The organism is Caballeronia grimmiae (assembly GCF_000698555.1).
GTDB lineage: Bacteria > Pseudomonadota > Gammaproteobacteria > Burkholderiales > Burkholderiaceae > Caballeronia > Caballeronia grimmiae.
In genome coordinates, this window is sequence record NZ_JFHE01000065.1 from 1 (window position 1) to 17,781 (window position 17,781).

The 17,781-nt window shown below is 63.6% G+C and carries 16 protein-coding genes and 2 tRNA genes; 8 read left to right on the forward strand and 10 right to left on the reverse strand.

All coding sequences use genetic code 11. The features are described from left to right. The 3 genes from lpdA to BG57_RS29310 all read left to right on the forward strand — a co-directional run. Positions 1–1,274: dihydrolipoyl dehydrogenase (gene lpdA / locus BG57_RS29300; protein WP_035970551.1), on the forward strand; the 1,274-nt coding region annotated here is incomplete at its 5' end. A gap of 133 nt (positions 1,275–1,407) precedes the next feature. Next, positions 1,408–2,505 (forward strand): cell division protein ZapE, encoded by a 1,098-nt coding sequence (gene zapE / locus BG57_RS29305; RefSeq protein WP_035970553.1) that lies wholly within the window; start codon positions 1,408–1,410, stop codon positions 2,503–2,505. Between the two features lie 149 nt (positions 2,506–2,654). After that, entirely contained in the window at positions 2,655–3,071 is a 417-nt protein-coding gene (locus BG57_RS29310) for a transposase (protein WP_052006079.1), read from the forward strand. Positions 3,072–3,170: 99 nt separating this feature from the next. Here the strand turns inward: BG57_RS29310 and BG57_RS29315 are convergent, their stop codons facing one another. From BG57_RS29315 to BG57_RS29360, 10 genes are all read right to left on the reverse strand, one after another. After that, complete coding sequence (locus tag BG57_RS29315; protein WP_052006080.1) at positions 3,171–3,635, reverse strand: DUF2147 domain-containing protein; 465 nt, start codon at positions 3,633–3,635, stop codon at positions 3,171–3,173. A 40-nt stretch (positions 3,636–3,675) separates the two neighbouring features. Then, on the reverse strand, positions 3,676–4,464 hold the full coding sequence (gene surE, locus BG57_RS29320; protein ID WP_035970555.1) for a 5'/3'-nucleotidase SurE: 789 nt from the start codon (positions 4,462–4,464) through the stop codon (positions 3,676–3,678). A gap of 74 nt (positions 4,465–4,538) precedes the next feature. Next, a complete protein-coding gene (locus BG57_RS29325) occupies positions 4,539–4,778 on the reverse strand; it encodes a hypothetical protein (RefSeq protein ID WP_035970573.1) in 240 nt (79 codons plus the stop codon). A gap of 172 nt (positions 4,779–4,950) precedes the next feature. Further along, positions 4,951–5,826 (reverse strand): DUF1571 domain-containing protein, encoded by an 876-nt coding sequence (locus tag BG57_RS29330; RefSeq protein ID WP_035970556.1) that lies wholly within the window; start codon positions 5,824–5,826, stop codon positions 4,951–4,953. A 667-nt stretch (positions 5,827–6,493) separates the two neighbouring features. Continuing rightward, positions 6,494–7,789, reverse strand: a complete 1,296-nt coding sequence (locus BG57_RS29335) for an acetyl-CoA C-acetyltransferase (RefSeq protein ID WP_035970558.1) — start codon at positions 7,787–7,789, stop codon at positions 6,494–6,496. After that, positions 7,786–8,694, reverse strand: coding sequence for a MaoC family dehydratase (locus BG57_RS29340; protein ID WP_035970560.1), 909 nt, complete (start codon positions 8,692–8,694; stop codon positions 7,786–7,788). The genes BG57_RS29335 and BG57_RS29340 overlap by 4 nt, the downstream gene beginning before the upstream one ends. A 2-nt stretch (positions 8,695–8,696) precedes the next feature. Continuing rightward, positions 8,697–10,124 (reverse strand): 3-oxoacyl-ACP reductase, encoded by a 1,428-nt coding sequence (locus BG57_RS29345; RefSeq protein ID WP_035970561.1) that lies wholly within the window; start codon positions 10,122–10,124, stop codon positions 8,697–8,699. 268 nt (positions 10,125–10,392) lie between these two features. Continuing rightward, on the reverse strand, positions 10,393–11,613 hold the full coding sequence (locus BG57_RS29350; RefSeq protein WP_035970562.1) for an MFS transporter: 1,221 nt from the start codon (positions 11,611–11,613) through the stop codon (positions 10,393–10,395). A 360-nt stretch (positions 11,614–11,973) separates the two neighbouring features. Beyond that, positions 11,974–12,060: transfer RNA gene (locus BG57_RS29355), tRNA-Leu, on the reverse strand. A gap of 137 nt (positions 12,061–12,197) precedes the next feature. After that, positions 12,198–12,284: transfer RNA gene (locus tag BG57_RS29360), tRNA-Leu, on the reverse strand. 288 nt (positions 12,285–12,572) lie between these two features. Between BG57_RS29360 and rnr the strand changes: the two genes are divergently transcribed. The 5 genes from rnr to rpiA form a co-directional block, all read left to right on the forward strand. Next, positions 12,573–15,041, forward strand: a complete 2,469-nt coding sequence (gene rnr, locus BG57_RS29365; RefSeq protein WP_035970574.1) for a ribonuclease R — start codon at positions 12,573–12,575, stop codon at positions 15,039–15,041. A gap of 109 nt (positions 15,042–15,150) precedes the next feature. Next, on the forward strand, positions 15,151–15,894 hold the full coding sequence (gene rlmB, locus BG57_RS29370; protein ID WP_035970564.1) for a 23S rRNA (guanosine(2251)-2'-O)-methyltransferase RlmB: 744 nt from the start codon (positions 15,151–15,153) through the stop codon (positions 15,892–15,894). A 10-nt stretch (positions 15,895–15,904) separates the two neighbouring features. Continuing rightward, positions 15,905–16,741: an N-acetylmuramoyl-L-alanine amidase gene (locus BG57_RS29375; protein ID WP_229754084.1), complete on the forward strand. Its 837-nt coding sequence runs from the start codon at positions 15,905–15,907 to the stop codon at positions 16,739–16,741. 15 nt (positions 16,742–16,756) lie between these two features. Then, the gene (locus BG57_RS29380; protein WP_035970568.1) at positions 16,757–17,152 is read left to right on the forward strand and encodes a SirB2 family protein; all 396 of its coding nucleotides are present in this window, start codon (positions 16,757–16,759) and stop codon (positions 17,150–17,152) included. A gap of 75 nt (positions 17,153–17,227) precedes the next feature. Next, positions 17,228–17,781: ribose-5-phosphate isomerase RpiA (rpiA, locus tag BG57_RS29385; RefSeq protein ID WP_035970569.1), on the forward strand; the 554-nt coding region annotated here is incomplete at its 3' end.

Sequence of the window (17,781 nt, forward strand, 5' to 3'; positions counted from 1 at the left end):
GCTGCATTCCGTCGAAGGCGCTGCTCGCGTCGTCGGAAGAATTCGAAAACACGTCGAAGCATCTCGCCGATCACGGCATCAGCGTGGCGGACGTGAAGCTCGACGTGGCGAAGATGCTCGCGCGCAAGGATGGCATCGTCGACAAGATGACGAAGGGCATCGAGTTCCTGTTCCGCAAGAACAAGATTACGTGGCTCAAGGGTCATGGCAAGTTCGCCGGCAAGACCGGCGCGGGCGTGCAGATCGAAGTGTCGGGTGAAGGCGAAGCGGAAGTCGTCACGGCGAAGAACGTGATCATCGCGACGGGTTCGAAGGCGCGTCATCTGCCGAACATTCCGGTCGACAACAAGCTGATCGCCGACAACGAAGGCGCGCTGTCGTTCGACTCGGTGCCGAAGAAGCTCGCCGTGATCGGCGCGGGCGTGATCGGCCTGGAGCTCGGCTCGGTATGGCGTCGTCTGGGCGCGGAAGTCACCGTGCTCGAAGCGCTGCCGCAATTCCTCGGCGCAGCGGACGAATCGCTCGCGAAGGAAGCCGCGAAGCAGTTCAAGAAGCAGGGCCTCGACATTCATCTCGGCGTGAAGATCGGCGAAGTGAAGACGACGGGCGAGGGCGTGTCGATCGCCTACACGGACAACGCCGGCAATGCGCAAACGCTGGACGCGGATCGCCTGATCGTGTCGATCGGCCGCGTGCCGAACACGGATAACCTCGGTCTCGAAGCGATTGGCCTGAAGGCGAACGAGCGCGGTTTCATCGACGTCGACGACCACTGCGCGACGAGCGTGCCGGGCGTCTACGCAATCGGCGACGTGGTGCGCGGCCCGATGCTCGCGCACAAGGCGGAAGACGAGGGCGTGGCGGTGGCGGAAATCATCGACGGCCAGAAGCCGCATATCGACTACAACTGCGTGCCGTGGGTCATTTACACGGAACCGGAAATCGCGTGGGTCGGCAAGACAGAACAGCAGCTCAAGGCCGAAGGCCGCGAGATCAAGACCGGCCAGTTCCCGATGATGGCCAATGGCCGCGCATTGGGTATCGGCAAGGCCGAGGGCTTCGTCAAGATGATCGCGGACGCGAAGACCGACGAGATTCTCGGCGTGCACATCATCGCGGCGGACGCGTCGGACCTGATCGCGGAAGCGGTCGTGGCGATGGAGTTCAAGGCGGCGTCGGAAGACATCGGCCGGATTTGCCATCCGCATCCGTCGCTGTCCGAAGTGATGCGCGAAGCGGCGCTGGCGGTGGACAAGCGCGCGCTGAACATGTAACGCTCGACGCTTCGCACGGGGTCCGTTCACCTGAAAACAGCGTGGCTGTTTGACGCTTGAACGGTCCCGACGGCATCGCGAAACGAAGGCGAGCGGATCAACCGCTCGCCTTCGTCATTTGAAACGGCAGAAGATGAACGTCACCGAATACTACGAAAACGAACTGCGGACGCGGGGTTATCAATCGGACGCGGCGCAGCTTGCGGCGGTCGAGCGGCTGCAGCGCTGCTACGAGGAATGGGTGGCGTACAAGGCGCGCCGCTCTAACGCGCTGAAGAAGTTCCTCGTGCGTCCCGATCTGCCGAAAGGCGTCTACATGTGGGGCGGCGTGGGGCGCGGCAAGAGCTTCCTGATGGACAGCTTCTACGCCGTCGTTCCGGTGCAGCGCAAGACGCGCCTGCATTTTCACGAGTTCATGCGCGAAGTGCATCGCGAGCTGGAAGAGCTGAAAGGCCAGGCCGATCCGCTCGATGAGCTCGCGCGACGCATTGCCAAGCGGTATCGGCTGATCTGCTTCGACGAGTTCCACGTCTCCGATATCGCCGACGCGATGATCCTTTATCGCCTGCTGGATCGCCTGTTCACGAACGGCGTGCAGTTCGTGATGACGTCCAACTACGATCCGGACACGCTGTATCCCGAAGGATTGCATCGTGACCGCCTGCTGCCCGCGATCGAGCTCATCAAGAAAAATCTCGACGTGCTGAACGTGGATGCCGGCACCGACTATCGCAAGCGCACGCTGTCTCAGGTGAAGGCGTATCACTGGCCGCTCGGCGCAGCGGCGGACAAGGCGCTGCGCGCGGACTACGCGAAGCTTGCCGCAGTGCCGGATGAAAGCCCGATCCTGCATATCGAGAAACGCGAAATTAAGGCACTGCGCAAGGCCGATGGCGTCGTCTGGTTCGATTTCGCGACGTTGTGCGGCGGCCCGCGCTCACAGAACGACTATCTCGAACTGGCGAGCCGCTTCCACGCGGTGATCCTGTCGGACGTGCCGCAGATGTCGCCGCGCATGGCGTCCGAGGCGCGCCGCTTTACGTGGCTCATCGACGTGTTCTATGACCACAAGGTCAAGTTGCTGATGTCGGCGGCGGTGCCCGCCGAGCAACTCTATGTGGAAGGACCGATGGCCAACGAGTTCGCGCGCACGGTATCGCGCATTGTCGAGATGCAGTCGCAGGAGTATCTCGAGACGCCGCGCCGCACAGTGAACGTATCGCTTACCTAGGTTAATACGAGAAATCAAAAATGTGCCGTTAGCCAAACGGCATAAGGCTCGGGCCGGATTTTCAAGATTCGGATGCCTCTGATTTGCCAGCCGGAAGTCACTCGGTATTGTTCTAGCCAGTTATTAGTCAGCTAATTGGAGAGAATACCGTGAAGCCTTACCGCGATATGTCCGACGAAGAATGGCAGATGGTTGCTCCTCTGCTCCCTGAACTGCGCCCACGTTCGGAGTTGCGCGGTCGACCGCTCGCCAATACGCGAGCGGTGCTGAACGGCGTGCTTTGGGTGATGTACAGCGGCGCGTCATGGTCCACGCTGCCGCGCAAGTATCCGTCGTATCAGACCTGCCATCGCCGTTTCAAGGCGTGGCACGAGTCGGGTGTGTTGCTGCGCGTGATGACGCAACTGTTCGGCCCGGCGGGGGAGTCGCTTTATGCGCTCATGACGTCGCGCATGAGAGTGCCGGCCGAGATGCCTGTCGCGGCGGTGGACGTTATCGCCGGCGTGCCGGAGATTGCCGCGGCGCGTGTGCAGCATGTCGCGGCGCCCGTGCGCCACGCTGCGTGAGTGCAGCAAGAAAGACGTGACGCGCTTGCGCGTCGCTAAAAAGCCGGCGAAGGCGCGGAGTCTTCGCCGGCTTTGTCTTTCAAAGGTGCGTCGCGCGCATCATTCCTGCCGCAGCCACGTCTGCGAGCGGCCGAGCAGTGACACGCCGATATAGCCGCGCACCACCAGCTTTTGCCCGCCGCTCTCGAGCGTCATCCTGCACTTGTAGAGCTTGCCGTTTTCCGGGTCGAGAATGTGCCCGCCGGTCCACGCGTCGCCGTCGCGCTTCATGCCGGTGATGATCGTCATCCCTTTGATGAGCTGGTCCTTGCGCTCGTCCGTGCAGGACGTGCAGCGCCGCTCCGGATGATCGAATTCGCCGATGCCGCGCACGACTTTGCCTTCGAGTTGCCCGTTGCCGTCGTCGACGATCTGGATGATCGCTCGCGGCTTGCCCGTCGTGTCGTCGATGGTCTGCCACGTGCCGACCGGCGTCGCCGCTTGCGCAAACGCCCCGGTTGCCGCGAACGCGAGAAATGCGCTCGTCACCACGCGCGCCCCGAGGCGGCCGATGTAATGCGTCATGTGATGTCCTTGTTCTTTTGATGGCGCTTTGGTTTACGGATCAGGCGTTGTCTTGCAGGCCCGCCTGAAGCGTCTCGAAGGTCTGCAACGCGGTACGGTCGAAGTGCAGCGGCGTGACCGAAATGCGCTTCGACGCGACGACGGCCGTTTCGCTGTCGGGCGCGTTTTCACGCGGTCCGCGCTGAAAGCGCAGCCAGAAATAATCGATGCCGCGCGGATCGACTTCCGGCACGACGTCGATGCCGTCCACGAGTCCGACGCCCTGCCGCGTCACGGTCAGCGGACCGGCGGCCGATGCATCGCAATCGGGGAAGTTGACATTGAGACACGTGGGCGCGTCGTGCGAGATGGCGAGCAGCCGGCGGATGACGCCGGGTGCGAGTTCACGCGCGGTATCCCAGCGCACGTTCTCGCGATCGGAGAAGGTTTGACTGAGCGCGATGGACGGCAGCCCGAGCAACAGGCCCGTCATCGCCGCGCCGACGGTGCCGGAGAACATCGTTTCGACGCCGAGATTCGCGCCGCGATTGATGCCCGACAGCACGAGCGTGGGAGGGGCGTCCTTCATCAGATGGCGCGCGGCCATCACCACGCAATCGCCGGGAGTGCCTTGCACGCCGAAGCGCCGCTCGCCCTGACGCGAGATGCGCAGCGGCGAATGCAGGCTGATGGAATGCGACGTGCCGCTTTGATCGTGTTCGGGTGCGATCACCCAGACTTCGTGCGCCAGTTCTGCGGCGACGGCTTCGAGCACGGCGAGGCCGGGCGCGTCGATGCCGTCGTCGTTGGTCAGCAGCACACGTTGAACGATGGGTTCAGTAGCGGACATCGCGAGTCGCTCCTTCGGTCGGTGGTGAATGTATCGACCGATTATTACAGAGTTCGCGATGAAAGGCGGACCGCTTACTTCACGCCGAGGCCGCGCAGCACGGCGTTGCCGTCTTCGGTGAGGCGCACTTTCTGGCCGGTTGCGTCGGGCGACACGATTTCGACATAACCGTATTCCTGCAACGAGGCGACGTCGGGCGTGGCGGCCATCACGTCGATCGGCGCGTGCAGCAGCAAGAGCAGCGTCGCGATTTCGTGGTGGCTGAGCAGCCGCTTGATGGCTCGGGCGGGCCGGAGATTGGAGCGGAGGTTCATGAGCGAACTCCTTGTGTTTGCATGACGATGCGGGCCGCTTGCCGATGCGGCCGCGTTGATGTCGATGATGAAGTCGGGCAAGCGTATCGACGCATTCTTAGGCGAAACTTAAATCTTGCGTTGCGGGCGAGAAGCAGGCGTTACAGCGCGTGTCAGGAAGTCAGCGGGCGCTTCAGAAGCGATAGTCGGGATTCTCGGGATCGAAGGTCAGATCGTCGAACGGCTTCGGAGCGATGTGCTCGAAGACGATGCTTTCGAACGGATTGCCGTCGTCGTCGAACGACTCGACGGTGCGAAAGAGCGGCTGTTCCAGGTCGAGGCCAAGCACTTCGCGTTTCGCATAGAAGCCCGGCTGGCCATCGGGCGCGGTGTACGTCAGGGCGACGACGCGCACGCCGTGGACGGTTTTCACTTCGATGTTCGAGGGTTGCGTGATGCCTGTCGCGGCGAACTTGCGACCTTCGTCGATGAAGCGTTGCGTGATGGCGTCGATACTCAGTTCGCGGATCGAGTGATTCGATTGAGCGCGGGCGAGCGGCCCGTTCACGGATGCCCACATCGGCAACACGCCGAGCATGCCGCCGAGATGACCGTAGAGTTCGCCGGGGCGTTTGGATGCATCGTAGATGACTTCCTGACCGGCGTGAGCGCCATCGGGCAGCCACTTTGCGTAGATCCGCAGCGGTTCGTGGGTGACGCGCACGAGCATGTGATCGGCGCGCCTGGGCCATCGGCCGTTGATGCGTTCGCGCCGCAGCATGGTGAATTCGCACGATGCGTATTCGCTGAGTCCCTGTTGCAGATAACGGGGAAGCGTGTGGGGATCGAGCGAGCGGAAGAGGGTGGTGAGTTGATTGTCGTCGAGCGCGGCGAGCGTGCCGTTAGCGGCGGCTTGCGAGAGCCAGTGCACTTGTTGATCGATGGTTCGGGTGCCGATGCTTGTGGCATCGCTTTCTTGCGCGTGGGCGTGCAGACCGATGATGAGCAACGCGAAGGCAAGCAGGCCACGAAGCGAGCGCGGAAAGGGGAAAGGGCGCGTGGGCGGCATGGGGCATCCTTGATTGCGGCAGCGGGGCGGGCATCGCGCGGGAGATGGGACGAAGCGGGATGTCATCGTTAACGATGAAGCGGGTGCCTTTCTTCCGTTGATGCTTCGCGGAGTAGGTTATGCCACGATGGATTAACGCGCCAAGGACTTGGAGGACGTGGCGCGAGGTGCTGATAAATTCGTGTGCCACCGTCGTGTGCAAGCGCTTGCAAATGGTTTCGCGTAGGACGTTGCGCGGACGGGTTTCAACCAGCTAGCCGCTCAGAGGCACGTGGCGCTCAATGCCGTGAGAAGTGGTTCAAGGTTGCTAATTAGATCGGTGCCACCGTCGTGCGACGAGGCGCTCACACATGTTTCGCGTAGCACGTTGCGCCCCACTGGTTTTGACAAGCTAAGGGGCCCGGAGGACGTGGCGCTCAGTGGGCGCGGAAGGTGATTTAAGGCTCTTTCAAGCTGAGTGCCACCGCTGTTCTACGAAGTGATCACACGAGTTAGTGCTGCGAGCGGTTCGAAAAAAAGCTGTTTTCTTTGGTTACATTCTTTGCATGGGACCAGAGTAAGGCGCAAAGCGCCAACTCTGGTCGAACGGCCAAGAAAGTGACCCCCGCCCCGGGGAGGGGCGCACTAATAAACCGACACGAAACCAAGCTCACCGCACTATCACCCCTTACCGCTCCAAAATCGCCACAACCCCTTGCCCGCCCGCAGCGCAAATGGAGATAAGCCCCCGCAAGGGCCGCCCATCCCCGCGCTCGGGCGCATTCGCGAGCAACTTGGCGAGTGTCCCGACGATGCGCCCGCCGGTCGCCGCAAACGGATGCCCCGCAGCGAGCGATCCCCCGCTCACGTTCATCCGCGAGAGATCGACAGCGCCGAGCGGCCCCACAACTCTGAGCACATCGCGACAATACTCATCGTCCTGCCAGGCCGCGAGCGTACAAAGCACCTGTGCGGCGAACGCCTCATGAATCTCGTAAAAATCGAAATCCTGCAGCGTTAGATCGGCACGCGCGAGCATCGGCGGCACCGCGTACACGGGCGCCATCAACAACCCTTCACGTTGATCGATGTAATCAACCGCCGCGTTAGCCGAAACAGTGAGATAAGCAAGCACCGGCAACCCGCGACGCGCAGCCCATTCCTCCGACGCCAGCAGCACCGCCGAAGCCCCATCGGTGAGCGGCGTCGAGTTCCCGGCAGTGAGCGTACCCGCATCGCGATCGAATACCGGCTTCAACTGCGCAAGCTGATCGAGCGATACATCCGGACGCAGATTGTTGTCACGCGTGAGCCCATGAAACGGCGTCAGCAGATCGTTGAAGAACCCGCGCGAGTAAGCCGACGCGAGCCTGAGGTGACTCTGCTGCGCGAGCGCGTCCTGCGCTTCCCGCGAAATCTTCCAGCGTTTGGCCATGAGCTCGCAATGCTCGCCCATCGAAAGCCCTGTGCGCGGCTCCACGTTGCGCGGCAGTGCCGGCCGGAAGAACATGCCGGGCCGCAGCTTCGCGAGCGCGCCGGCGCGTTGACGCGTCGAGCGGCTGCGATTCGCTTCGAGCAGGATCTTGCGCAGGCGTTCGTTCACGCCGATCGGCGCATCCGATGCCGAATCGACGCCACCCGCGATGCCCGCATCGATCTGCCCCAGCGCGATCTTGTTGGCGACGAGAATCACCGCTTCGAGGCCGGTGCCGCATGCCTGCTGCACATCGTAGGCGGGCGTCTGTTTCGCGAGCGTCGTCGCGAGTGCGGCTTCGCGCGTGAGATTGAAGTCGCGCGAATGCTTCAGGACCGCGCCGGCCGCCACTTCGCCGAGCCGCACGCCGTGCAGATCGAAGCGATCGACGAGCCCTTGCAGCGTGAAGCTCAGCATGTCCTGATTCGATGCCGTCGCGTAAGCCGTGTTCGATCGCGCGAACGGAATCCGGTTGCTGCCGATGATCGCGACGCGGCGCACTTCGTTCATGGCAACTCCCAATCGAAACGCCCGCGCAGATGTGGACGCTCGCCCGCAAGATCGCGCACTTCGAAGTCGCGCACATCGGGTGCGGGCTCGGCGCTCCACAGGGTTGCATCGCCGGGAAGGTAGAGCGGCAGCTTGAATTCGCCGTGCGCGTGACCCGCTGCGAGCGCCTTCGATGGAGACAGCGCCGCGAGCGTGCGTCCGAGCGTCCACATGCCATGAGCGATGGCGCGCGGAAAACCGAACGCCTTGGCGCTCAGCGCGTGCAGATGGATCGGATTGAAGTCGCCCGATGCCTTCGCGTAATCGCGCCCGAGCTGGGCGGGGAGTTGCCAGCGCGCTTCGCGAACGAGCGGCATGTGGGGCGTTTCCGCGGCACGGAGCAGCGGCGCGGCGCTTTCGCTTCTGACGCAGCGTTTCAGATAGACGCTGTCGCCATCCCAGACGGCTTCCCCGCGTCGGTAAATGCGCGTGTGCAGCGTGAAAGCGTGTCCTTTATCGTGCGTTACGACCGGCCCGCATTCCACTTCGATACGCACGCGCTGTCCGGCGGCGAGCGGCCTGCGCAGGCGCACGCTGTTCGCGAGATGCACCATGCCGAGCGCGGGCCACGGAAACGACGGGTCGGTGAGCATCATCAGATGCAGCGGAAACGCCAGCACATGCGGGAACGTCAGCGGCACGCCATGTTCCGGGATGAAACCGCACACGCGCGCATAGCGGCCGATGTGTTCGGCGTCGAGCCGCACGTCCGGGCGCACGAGCCGCAGCGCGGGCAGTTCCGGCGCACGGCCGCGTCTGAACAGGCCAGGCAGCACGCGCCCATAGAGTTTGGCGGGCGGCGGCAAGGTGTCGATGACGACGGTGCGCGCGCGTTGCATCGGCGATGCGGACAAAGGCGTCTGCATCGCTAGGCTCCGACGAGGCTTTGGCCGCACACGCGCACGACATTGCCGGTGATGTTCGCGCACGACGGGCTCGCGAGCCACGCGACGGTTTCGGCGACATCGACGGGCAGGCCGCCTTGTCCCATCGAGTTGAGGCGCCGTCCTGCTTCGCGCGTCGCGAACGGCATGCGCGCGGTCATGTGCGTCTCGATGAAGCCGGGCGCGACTGCGTTGATTGTGATGCCGCGTTCGCGCAAGAGCGGCGCCATGCTTTGCACGCGCCCGATCACGCCGGCCTTCGATGTCGCGTAGTTCGTCTGTCCGCGATTGCCTGCAATGCCGCTGATCGACGACACCGCCACGATGCGGCCTCCGGCACGCAGCACGTTCTGGGCGAGGAGCGCATCGTCGATGCGTTCCTGCGCGAGCAGATTGATTTCGAGCACGCTGTCCCACATGTCGCCGGTCATGCGCGCGATGGTCTTGTCGCGCGTGATGCCCGCGTTGTGCACGACGATATCGACGCCGCCCGACGCAAGAAGCGCCGCCGCGATGTCGGCGGGCGCATCGGGAGCGGCGATGTCCGCGATGAGCGCGGCATGCGCGCCGCCCGACGGCGACGTGTCTTCGATCGCGAGCATGGTCTGGTCGAGCGCGTCGCGGGCCGCCTCGATATCGATTCCGGTGACGATCGCGCCTTGCGTCGCCAGCACGGTCGCAATCGATGCGCCGATGCCGCGCGCCGCGCCTGTCACGACGGCGCGCGTGCCGGCGAGGGGCGTCGCGTAGCTTGCCGGGGCGGCGGCGGGACCGTCGATATGCACGACCTGCCCCGAGACGTAGGCCGAACGCGGCGAGAGGAAGAACCGCAGCGCGCCTTCGATATCTGCGTCGCCAGTCACGTAAAGCAGATTCGACGTGACGCCGTTGCGCGCCTCCTTGCCGAGCGAGCGCGTCATGCCTTCGAGCGCGCGTTGCGCGGTGGCGGCGCGCGGGCTCGCGCATGACGAGGGCGCGCGCCCGAGCACGATGATCCGTCCGCTTCTGGCGAGCGAGCGTATCGCGTCGTGGAAGAACGCGTACATCGGCCGAAGCGCGCTGCTTTCGGTGATGCCGGTCGCATCGAAGATCAGCGCATCGACGCGATGTGTCGCGGCGGCATCGGCGGGGGACGGCTCGAATCGGCCGCTCATCGCGCCCTCGGCCTGCGCGAGCGCCAGCCAGCCGGGCGCGCTGTCATGGGCGATGCCCGTCATGCCGATGGCAGTGAGCACGCGGATGAGCTGATCGAACATTTGCGGCGACGGCCCGGCGCCGATGGCGGCCATGGCGCCGAACTCGGCTTCGCCCGGTCGATGGCGGCGCAGCACCTCGGGCTTCGGCAGCCCGAGCGCGCGGGCGAGGCTCGTGCCGAAGGGCGAATTGACGAAGTCGAGATAGCGGTCTTTCATCGATTCATGTTTGGCGGACGGAACCGGTGGAGAGCGCGGCGCTGTGCGCGGCGCGGTTATGCGTGCGGCAAAGGACTCAGGATACGCAAGTCCTGGAGCACGCACTTCTCACGGCAGCGGCGAGATTTCGCCGACCGCGAAAAAAGGATAACCGCTTTGATGCGTCTGATGTGTTCGTCGCCTTCGGTGTAGTCGCCGCCAGATGACTCGCGCAGGTCAACGAGACACCAAGGCTCCGCTGCAACGGGGAGCCTCAGTGCCGCCCGAACTACCCGGCCGCTCTCATTTCCTGCGCCGACCGCGTCATATCGATTCCCTTGCGCTCTCGGCTGAAGAAAATCAACGCCGCAATAACGACAGCGACCGTCCCCGCGACGATCGCCATCGCCATTCCATAATTGTTTCCGTGCGCTGTCGCAATGCCCGCCTGCATCGTGGCATTAATGGCCGCCAGCAAATTGCCGAGTTGATATACGAGCCCCGGAAACGTCGCGCGAATCTCATCCGGCGATATCTCGTTCAAATGCACTGGAATGACACCCCACGCGCCCTGAACGGAAATCTGCATCAGGAACGCACCGATTGCGAGAGCCACAGGTCCCGCCGAGAAAGCCCACAAGTAAAGCACCGGCAATGCGATCAATGCCGCGATAAAAATGGCGACGCGCCGTCCGATTCGCTCCGACATCGCGCCGAAAAATAGTCCGCCGACGATCGCGCCGATATTCAGCACGATGGTAATCATCGACACCGTGTGCGGATCGAAATGATGCTGTTCGCGCAAAAACGTCGGATAAAGATCCTGCGTGCCGTGCGAGAAGAAATTGAATGCGGTCATCAGGACGATCGCGTAAAGCGAGAGCGTCCAGTTCTGCTTCAGCGTCGCAATCAGGCCGGGCCGCTCACGCTTTTCCATCGCGCGCCAGGCGGGGGATTCCGGCACGTGCGCCCGCACGTAAAGCACGAGCAGCGCAGGCGCGACGCCGACGAAGAACATGCCGCGCCAGCCCACGTATTGATAGAGCACGCCAAACACGATCGACGCCAGCAGATAACCGCTCGGATAGCCCGCCTGCAACAGTCCGGAAACGAAGCCGCGCGCTTTCGGCGGCACGGTTTCCATCGTCAGCGCGGAACCCACGCCCCATTCGCCGCCCATCGCGATGCCGAAAAGCGCGCGGAGAACGAGTAGCGTCATCAGATTCGGCGATAACCCCGACAGCAATTCCAGCAGCGAGTAGATCGCGATGTTGATCATCAGTGTAGGACGGCGGCCGTATTTATCCGCCAGCCGACCGAAAATCAGCGCGCCGACGGGTCGCATCGCGAGCGTCAGCGTAATGGCAAAGGCGACTTCGGGAATACTGGTTTTGAACTCGGCTGCGATGTCTTTCAACACGAAGACCATCAGGAAGAAATCGAATGCATCCAGCGTCCAGCCAAGATAAGCCGCAATCGTCACGTTTCTTTGTTTTCGCGTCCAACTCATCGCCTGGTCTCCAGTTCGGTTCTGATTAATCAGCGTTGAGATGCGGCAAGGCGTGATACCCAGGCCGTATCGAGCGCGCGGCAGGGCAGAGCGGTCGCGCGGGCACGACGAGTGTACGCCGCCGATTAAGGGCGTGCTGAATTCGAACGGAGAGCGAGTGTTAATCCGGGGCTATATGAATAACCGGATTCTGAGTTAATTCATTTGCCTTCGATCAGATGAAAGATGCGAACGAAGACGAAAGGGCGCTGAATTAATTTAGCAATGAAGAAGACGTCGCGCCAAACAAAAAGCCCCACGTTGAAGCGTGGGGCTGATTGTGGCGCTATTGCGCGTTCGCGTGTTCCGCGAGAGGGACCTTGGTGCCCAGGAGAGGACTCGAACCTCCACGGTGTTGCCACCGCTAGGACCTGAACCTAGTGCGTCTACCAATTCCGCCACCTGGGCCAAGGGGTACAGCAGGCCCGCTATTTTAGCGGGAAGCCGGGCGGTGTCAACTGCAGACGCTCACACCGGCCAGAGACTAGAAACACGGTCTCTGCATAAAAAGAAAACGCCACCCGAGGGTGGCGTTTTCCAACATCTGGTGCCCAAGAGAGGACTCGAACCTCCACGGTGTTGCCACCGCTAGGACCTGAACCTAGTGCGTCTACCAATTCCGCCACCTGGGCAAGGGTGCGTGTACTGCGTGTTTTGCGTGCGTTCAGCAGCAAAGAACGCCATTGTAGCGTGTTCCTGAGGCGTGTCAAGCCTTCCTTGCGATGATTTCTCTGGACCGGCGTTTGCACGCAATGCGCGTCGAAGCGGCCATCGGAACGATCATCGGCGCAAGCGCTGCACGGCGAGAATCACGGCAAACCGCCGTATGGCACGGTGTTAGAATCGTTTCGACGATTGCCGCTCGACTCGCGGCAAAACACGCGAAAGTCCCGTTCAACGAGAAGAACATTATCAAGCCCTTGAGCAAATATCCGTATCCGATTCCCAGCCGCGAAGAAATCCTCGGTGTGCTGCGCACGAGCGAGACTCCACATGCTGCGAACGACATCGCCGAGGCGCTGTCGATCAAGCGCCAGGAGCGCGAAGGCTTCTTCAAGCGACTGGCGGCCATGGAACGCGACGGGCAAATCCGCCTCGACAAGCGCGGCCATTACCAGCTCACTCATCCGTCGAACTTCGTCGCGGGCCGCGTGCAGGGTCATCGCGATGGCTTCGGCTTCCTGATCCGCGACGACGGCCAGGACGACCTGTTCCTGCCGAACGGCGAGATGCAAAAGGTCATGCACAACGATCGCGTGCTCGCGCGCATCGTCGGCTACGACCGGCGCGGGCGGCCGGAAGGCCATATCGTCGAGGTCACCGAGCGCGCGAACAAGCGCGTGATCGGACGGCTCATCAACGAGAATGGCGCGCTGCTCCTCGTGCCGGAAGACAAGCGCATCGGCCACGACATCCTGATCACGCAGAATCCGAAGAAGGCGAAGGTCGGGCAAGTGGTGTCCGTCGATCTGACGGATTTCCCGAGCCGGCATTCGCAGCCGCTCGGGCGCGTGGCGGAAGTGATCGGCGACATCGACGATCCCGGCATGGAAATAGAAATCGCCGTGCGCAAATACGGCGTGCCGCATGAGTTCAGCGAAGGCGCGCTCGCGGCAGCCGCGAAGCTGCCCGACGAAGTGCGTCCGGCGGATATCCGGCATCGCGTCGACTTGCGCGACGTGCCGCTCGTCACGATCGACGGCGAAGACGCCCGCGATTTCGACGACGCTGTCTATTGCGAGCCGATCACCGTCGGCCGCGGCTCGGGCTTCCGTCTGCTGGTGGCGATCGCGGACGTCTCGCACTATGTGCAGCCGGGCGAGCCGCTCGATGTTGACGCGCTCGATCGCAGCACATCGGTGTACTTCCCGCGCCGCGTGATTCCAATGCTGCCGGAGAAGCTCTCCAACGGCCTGTGCTCGCTGAACCCGGACGTCGATCGCTGTGTGCTCGTGTGCGACATGGTCATCACGGCGCGCGGCGAGATCAAGGCGTATCAGTTCTATCCAGGCGTGATGCACTCGGCGGCGCGGCTCACCTACACGGAAGTCGCGGCGATCCTCGCCAACACGAAGGGGCCCGAAGCCGCGCGCCGCGCCGAGCGCGTGCCGGACCTGCAGAACCTGCACGGCGTTTTCAAGTCGCTGCACGCGGCGCGGCAGAAACGCGGCGCGATCGACTTCGACACGACCGAGACGTACATCGTCGTCAACTCGCAGGGCAAGATCGAGCAGATCGTGCCGCGTCATCGCAATGACGCGCATCGGCTGATCGAGGAATGCATGCTGGCCGCGAACGTCTGCGCGGCGGACTTTCTCAAGCGCAACAAGCATCCGGGCCTTTATCGCGTGCATGCGGGGCCGACCGAAGAGAAGCTCGAGAACCTGCGCCAGTTTCTGCGCGGCGTGGGCCTCACGCTGACCGGCGGCGACAAGCCGCATGCAAGCGATTACGCAGCGCTCATCGCGCAGATCCGCGACCGGCCCGATGCGCAGATGCTTCAGTCGATGGTGCTGCGCTCGATGCAGCAGGCGGTCTACAGTCCGGACAATATCGGCCACTTCGGGCTTGCGTACGAGGCGTACGCGCACTTCACGAGCCCGATTCGCCGCTATCCCGACTTGCTCACGCACCGCGCGATCTACGCGATTCTGCAGGGCAAGAAGTATGTGCCGAGCATCGGACACGACGTATCTCTGAGCACCGGCCTCACGAAGGCGGCGCGCGAAATGCAACTGGCCGACGACAGCGCGCGCGGCCGTTCGCGCAACAACGTCGCGGTGTGGGAGGAGTTGGGGCTGCATTGCTCGTCGAACGAGCGCCGCGCCGACGAAGCCTCGCGCGATGTCGAAGCATGGCTCAAGTGCTACTTCATGCGCGACAAGCTGGGCGAGGAATACGGCGGCATGGTGAACGGCGTGACGTCGTTTGGTATCTTCGTGCAGCTCGATTCGCTGTTCATCGAAGGGCTCGTGCATGTGACGGAGCTTGGCTCCGACTACTTCCAGTACGACGAGATCAAGAACGAACTGCGCGGCGAGCGCACCGGCATCCGCTATCGCATGACGGACCGCGTGCGCGTGCAGGTCGGCCGCGTCGATCTCGATGCGCGCAAGATCGATTTCCGCCTCGTGCGCGATACGCCGGTGAAGCCGTCGCCGAGGCCGTCGCCGTCGCCGTCGCCGGAGCATGGCGCGCCGGGCGGCAATGGTTCGTCGTCGGGTCCGCGCATCCGTCAGCTGGCCGATGACGATACGCCGGGCACGCGTCAGCGCGGCGGCTCGAAGAAGGGCGGGACGGCGACGGCGCGCAGCGGCGCGGCGAAGAAGCGCGGGGCGGCGTCGAAATCGCCGGCGCAGGCGAGACCGGCTCGCAAGAAGCGCGGATAAGCGCTGACGGGCGCGGTCGATCGCCCACTACATTACGCGCGGTCCGATGCGTTTTCGCGTCGGACCGCGTCGTGCTTTTCATGGTTTCCAGCGAAGGTTCAGATCAGTCATGTCACGTCTCAAGGTTCTATACGGTTTTCACGCGGTGACGGCGCGTTTGCGCGCGGATGCATCGTCGATCGAGGAGGTGCTGTACGACCCCACGCGCAAGGATCGGCGCATGCAGGACTTTCTGCGGACCGCGAAGGAAGCGGGCGTGCGCCTGATCGCCGCCGATGAATCGCGCCTGTGGGGCCTCGCGGGCAACATCCAGCATCAGGGCGTGGTCGCGCGCGCGAACGATCTGCCGCTCGCGCAGAATCTGGCCGAACTGCTCGACGGCATCTCCGGTACGCCATTGCTGCTGGTGCTCGACGGCGTCACCGATCCGCACAACCTCGGCGCGTGCCTGCGCGTAGCGGATGCGGCCGGTGCGCATGCGGTGATCGCGCCGCGCGACCGTTCCGCCGGTTTGAACGCGACGGCCGCGAAAGTCGCGAGCGGCGCGGCGGAAAGCGTGCCGTACATCACCGTGACGAATCTGGCGCGCGCGCTGCGCGAACTGAAGGACGCGGGCGTCTGGGTGATCGGCACGGCGGGCGAAGCGACAGCGAGCCTCTATGAGACGAAGCTGGACGGCCCGGTGGCGATCGTCGTCGGCGCGGAAGGCGAGGGCATGCGCCGCCTCACCCGCGAGACCTGCGACGAGATCATGAACATTCCGATGGCGGGGACGGTGGAAAGCCTGAACGTATCGGTGGCGAGCGGCGTGTGTCTGTTCGAAGCGGTGCGGCAGCGGGGAGTGAAGAAGTAACGTGCGCGTCTTGCTTCGCCTGTCGTCATTGGCGCTTGCCTGCGCCATCGCCGTGACCCTCACCGCCTGCACTTCCACCATGCAAAACCGCGGCACCTACATCGCCGACACACAATATCACGCGAAAAACGCCGATTCCCGCGTGCGTTTTCTCGTGATGCACTACACCGAGATCGACGAAGCGCGTTCGCTCGCCGTCCTGACCGGCGACGAGGTCAGCGTCCATTACGTCGTGCCCGATGCCCCGCGCATCCACGACGGCGAGCCGGTCGTCTATCAGCTCGTGCCGGAAGACAAGCGTGCGTGGCATGCGGGTCAAAGCTACTGGCAGGGCGCGACGGAGCTGAACGCTTCGTCGATCGGTATCGAGAACGTGAATCTCGGCCCCGTCGATACCCCTTCGGGCCGCGCGTGGCAACCGTATCCGCCCGCGCAGATCGACACCCTTGTGAAGCTCTCCCGCGACATCGTCGAGCGATACGGCATTCCGCCGACGCGCATCGTCGGCCACAGCGACATCGCACCGCAACGCAAGATCGATCCCGGCCCGCTGTTTCCGTGGCGCACGCTATACGATGCGGGCATCGGCGCATGGCCCGATGAACCGGCGGTCGCGACGCATCTCGCCGGCCGCGATCCGAAAGCGCCCGTCGACGTGCGCGCGCTGCAGCAGAAGCTCAAGCGCTACGGCTACGACATCGCTGCCGACGGCGTATACGACGACCGCACGCGCCGCGTCTTCAGCGCGTTCCAGATGCATTTCCGCCCGTCGGACTACGCGGGCGATGCGGACGCCGAAACCGATGCGATCGCGCAGGCGCTGCTCGACAAATACTTCCCTCGATAAGACTCAACGAAAAACATGGGCGATTATTTTCTGCCGGTACGCGCGCTGCACATGGCGTGCGCCGGTCTCAGCATCGCGGGCTTCGTGTTGCGCTGGATCTGGATGCTGACGAATTCGCGGCTGCTCACCGCACGCGCGACTAAAATCGTCCCGCATATCGTCGATACGCTGCTGCTCGCGAGCGCCGTCGCGCTGGTCGCGATCATCGGCTTCGGGCCGAACGCCGCGTGGCTGTCCGCGAAAATCGCCGGCCTCGTCGTCTACATCGTGCTCGGCACGCTCGCGTTGAAGCGCGGGCGCACGAAGGGCGCACGCGCGGTCTTCGGCGTGCTGGCGATCGCCGCGTTCGCGTTCATCGCATCGGTTGCGCGCACGCATGATCCGCTCGGCTTCCTGCACGCCATCGCCTGAACACGCGCAAAAACGCGTGGCCGTCGCGCGGGCTCCGATAAAATCTGAGTTTTCTCTCACGCGCAGCACCACTTCATGACTCAGGACGAACTCAAGCAACTGGTCGGCCAGGCCGCCGCCGACTATGTGAACGCGCAGGTGCCGGAAGGCTCGATCATCGGCGTCGGCACCGGATCGACGGCCAATTGCTTTATCGACGCGCTCGCCGCATCGAAGTCGCGTTATCGCGGCGCGGTGTCGAGCTCGCTGGCCACGACCGCGCGGCTCGAATCGCACGGCTTCCAGGTGTTCGACCTGAACGACATCGAATCGCTGCCGGTCTATGTCGACGGCGCCGACGAAATCGACGCGAGCGGCGCGATGATCAAAGGCGGCGGCGGCGCGCTCACGCGCGAGAAGATCGTGGCGTCGGTGGCGGACGTGTTCGTCTGCATCGCCGATGCGAGCAAGCGCGTCGACGTGATGGGCACCTTCCCGCTGCCCCTCGAAGTCGTGCCGATGGCGCGCACGGCGATCGGCCGAAAGCTGACGGCGCTCGGCGGCGTGCCGATCGTGCGCGTGACGAAGGACGGCATGCCCTTTATCACCGACAACGGCAACGAGATCATCGACGTCAAAGGCCTGTCGAT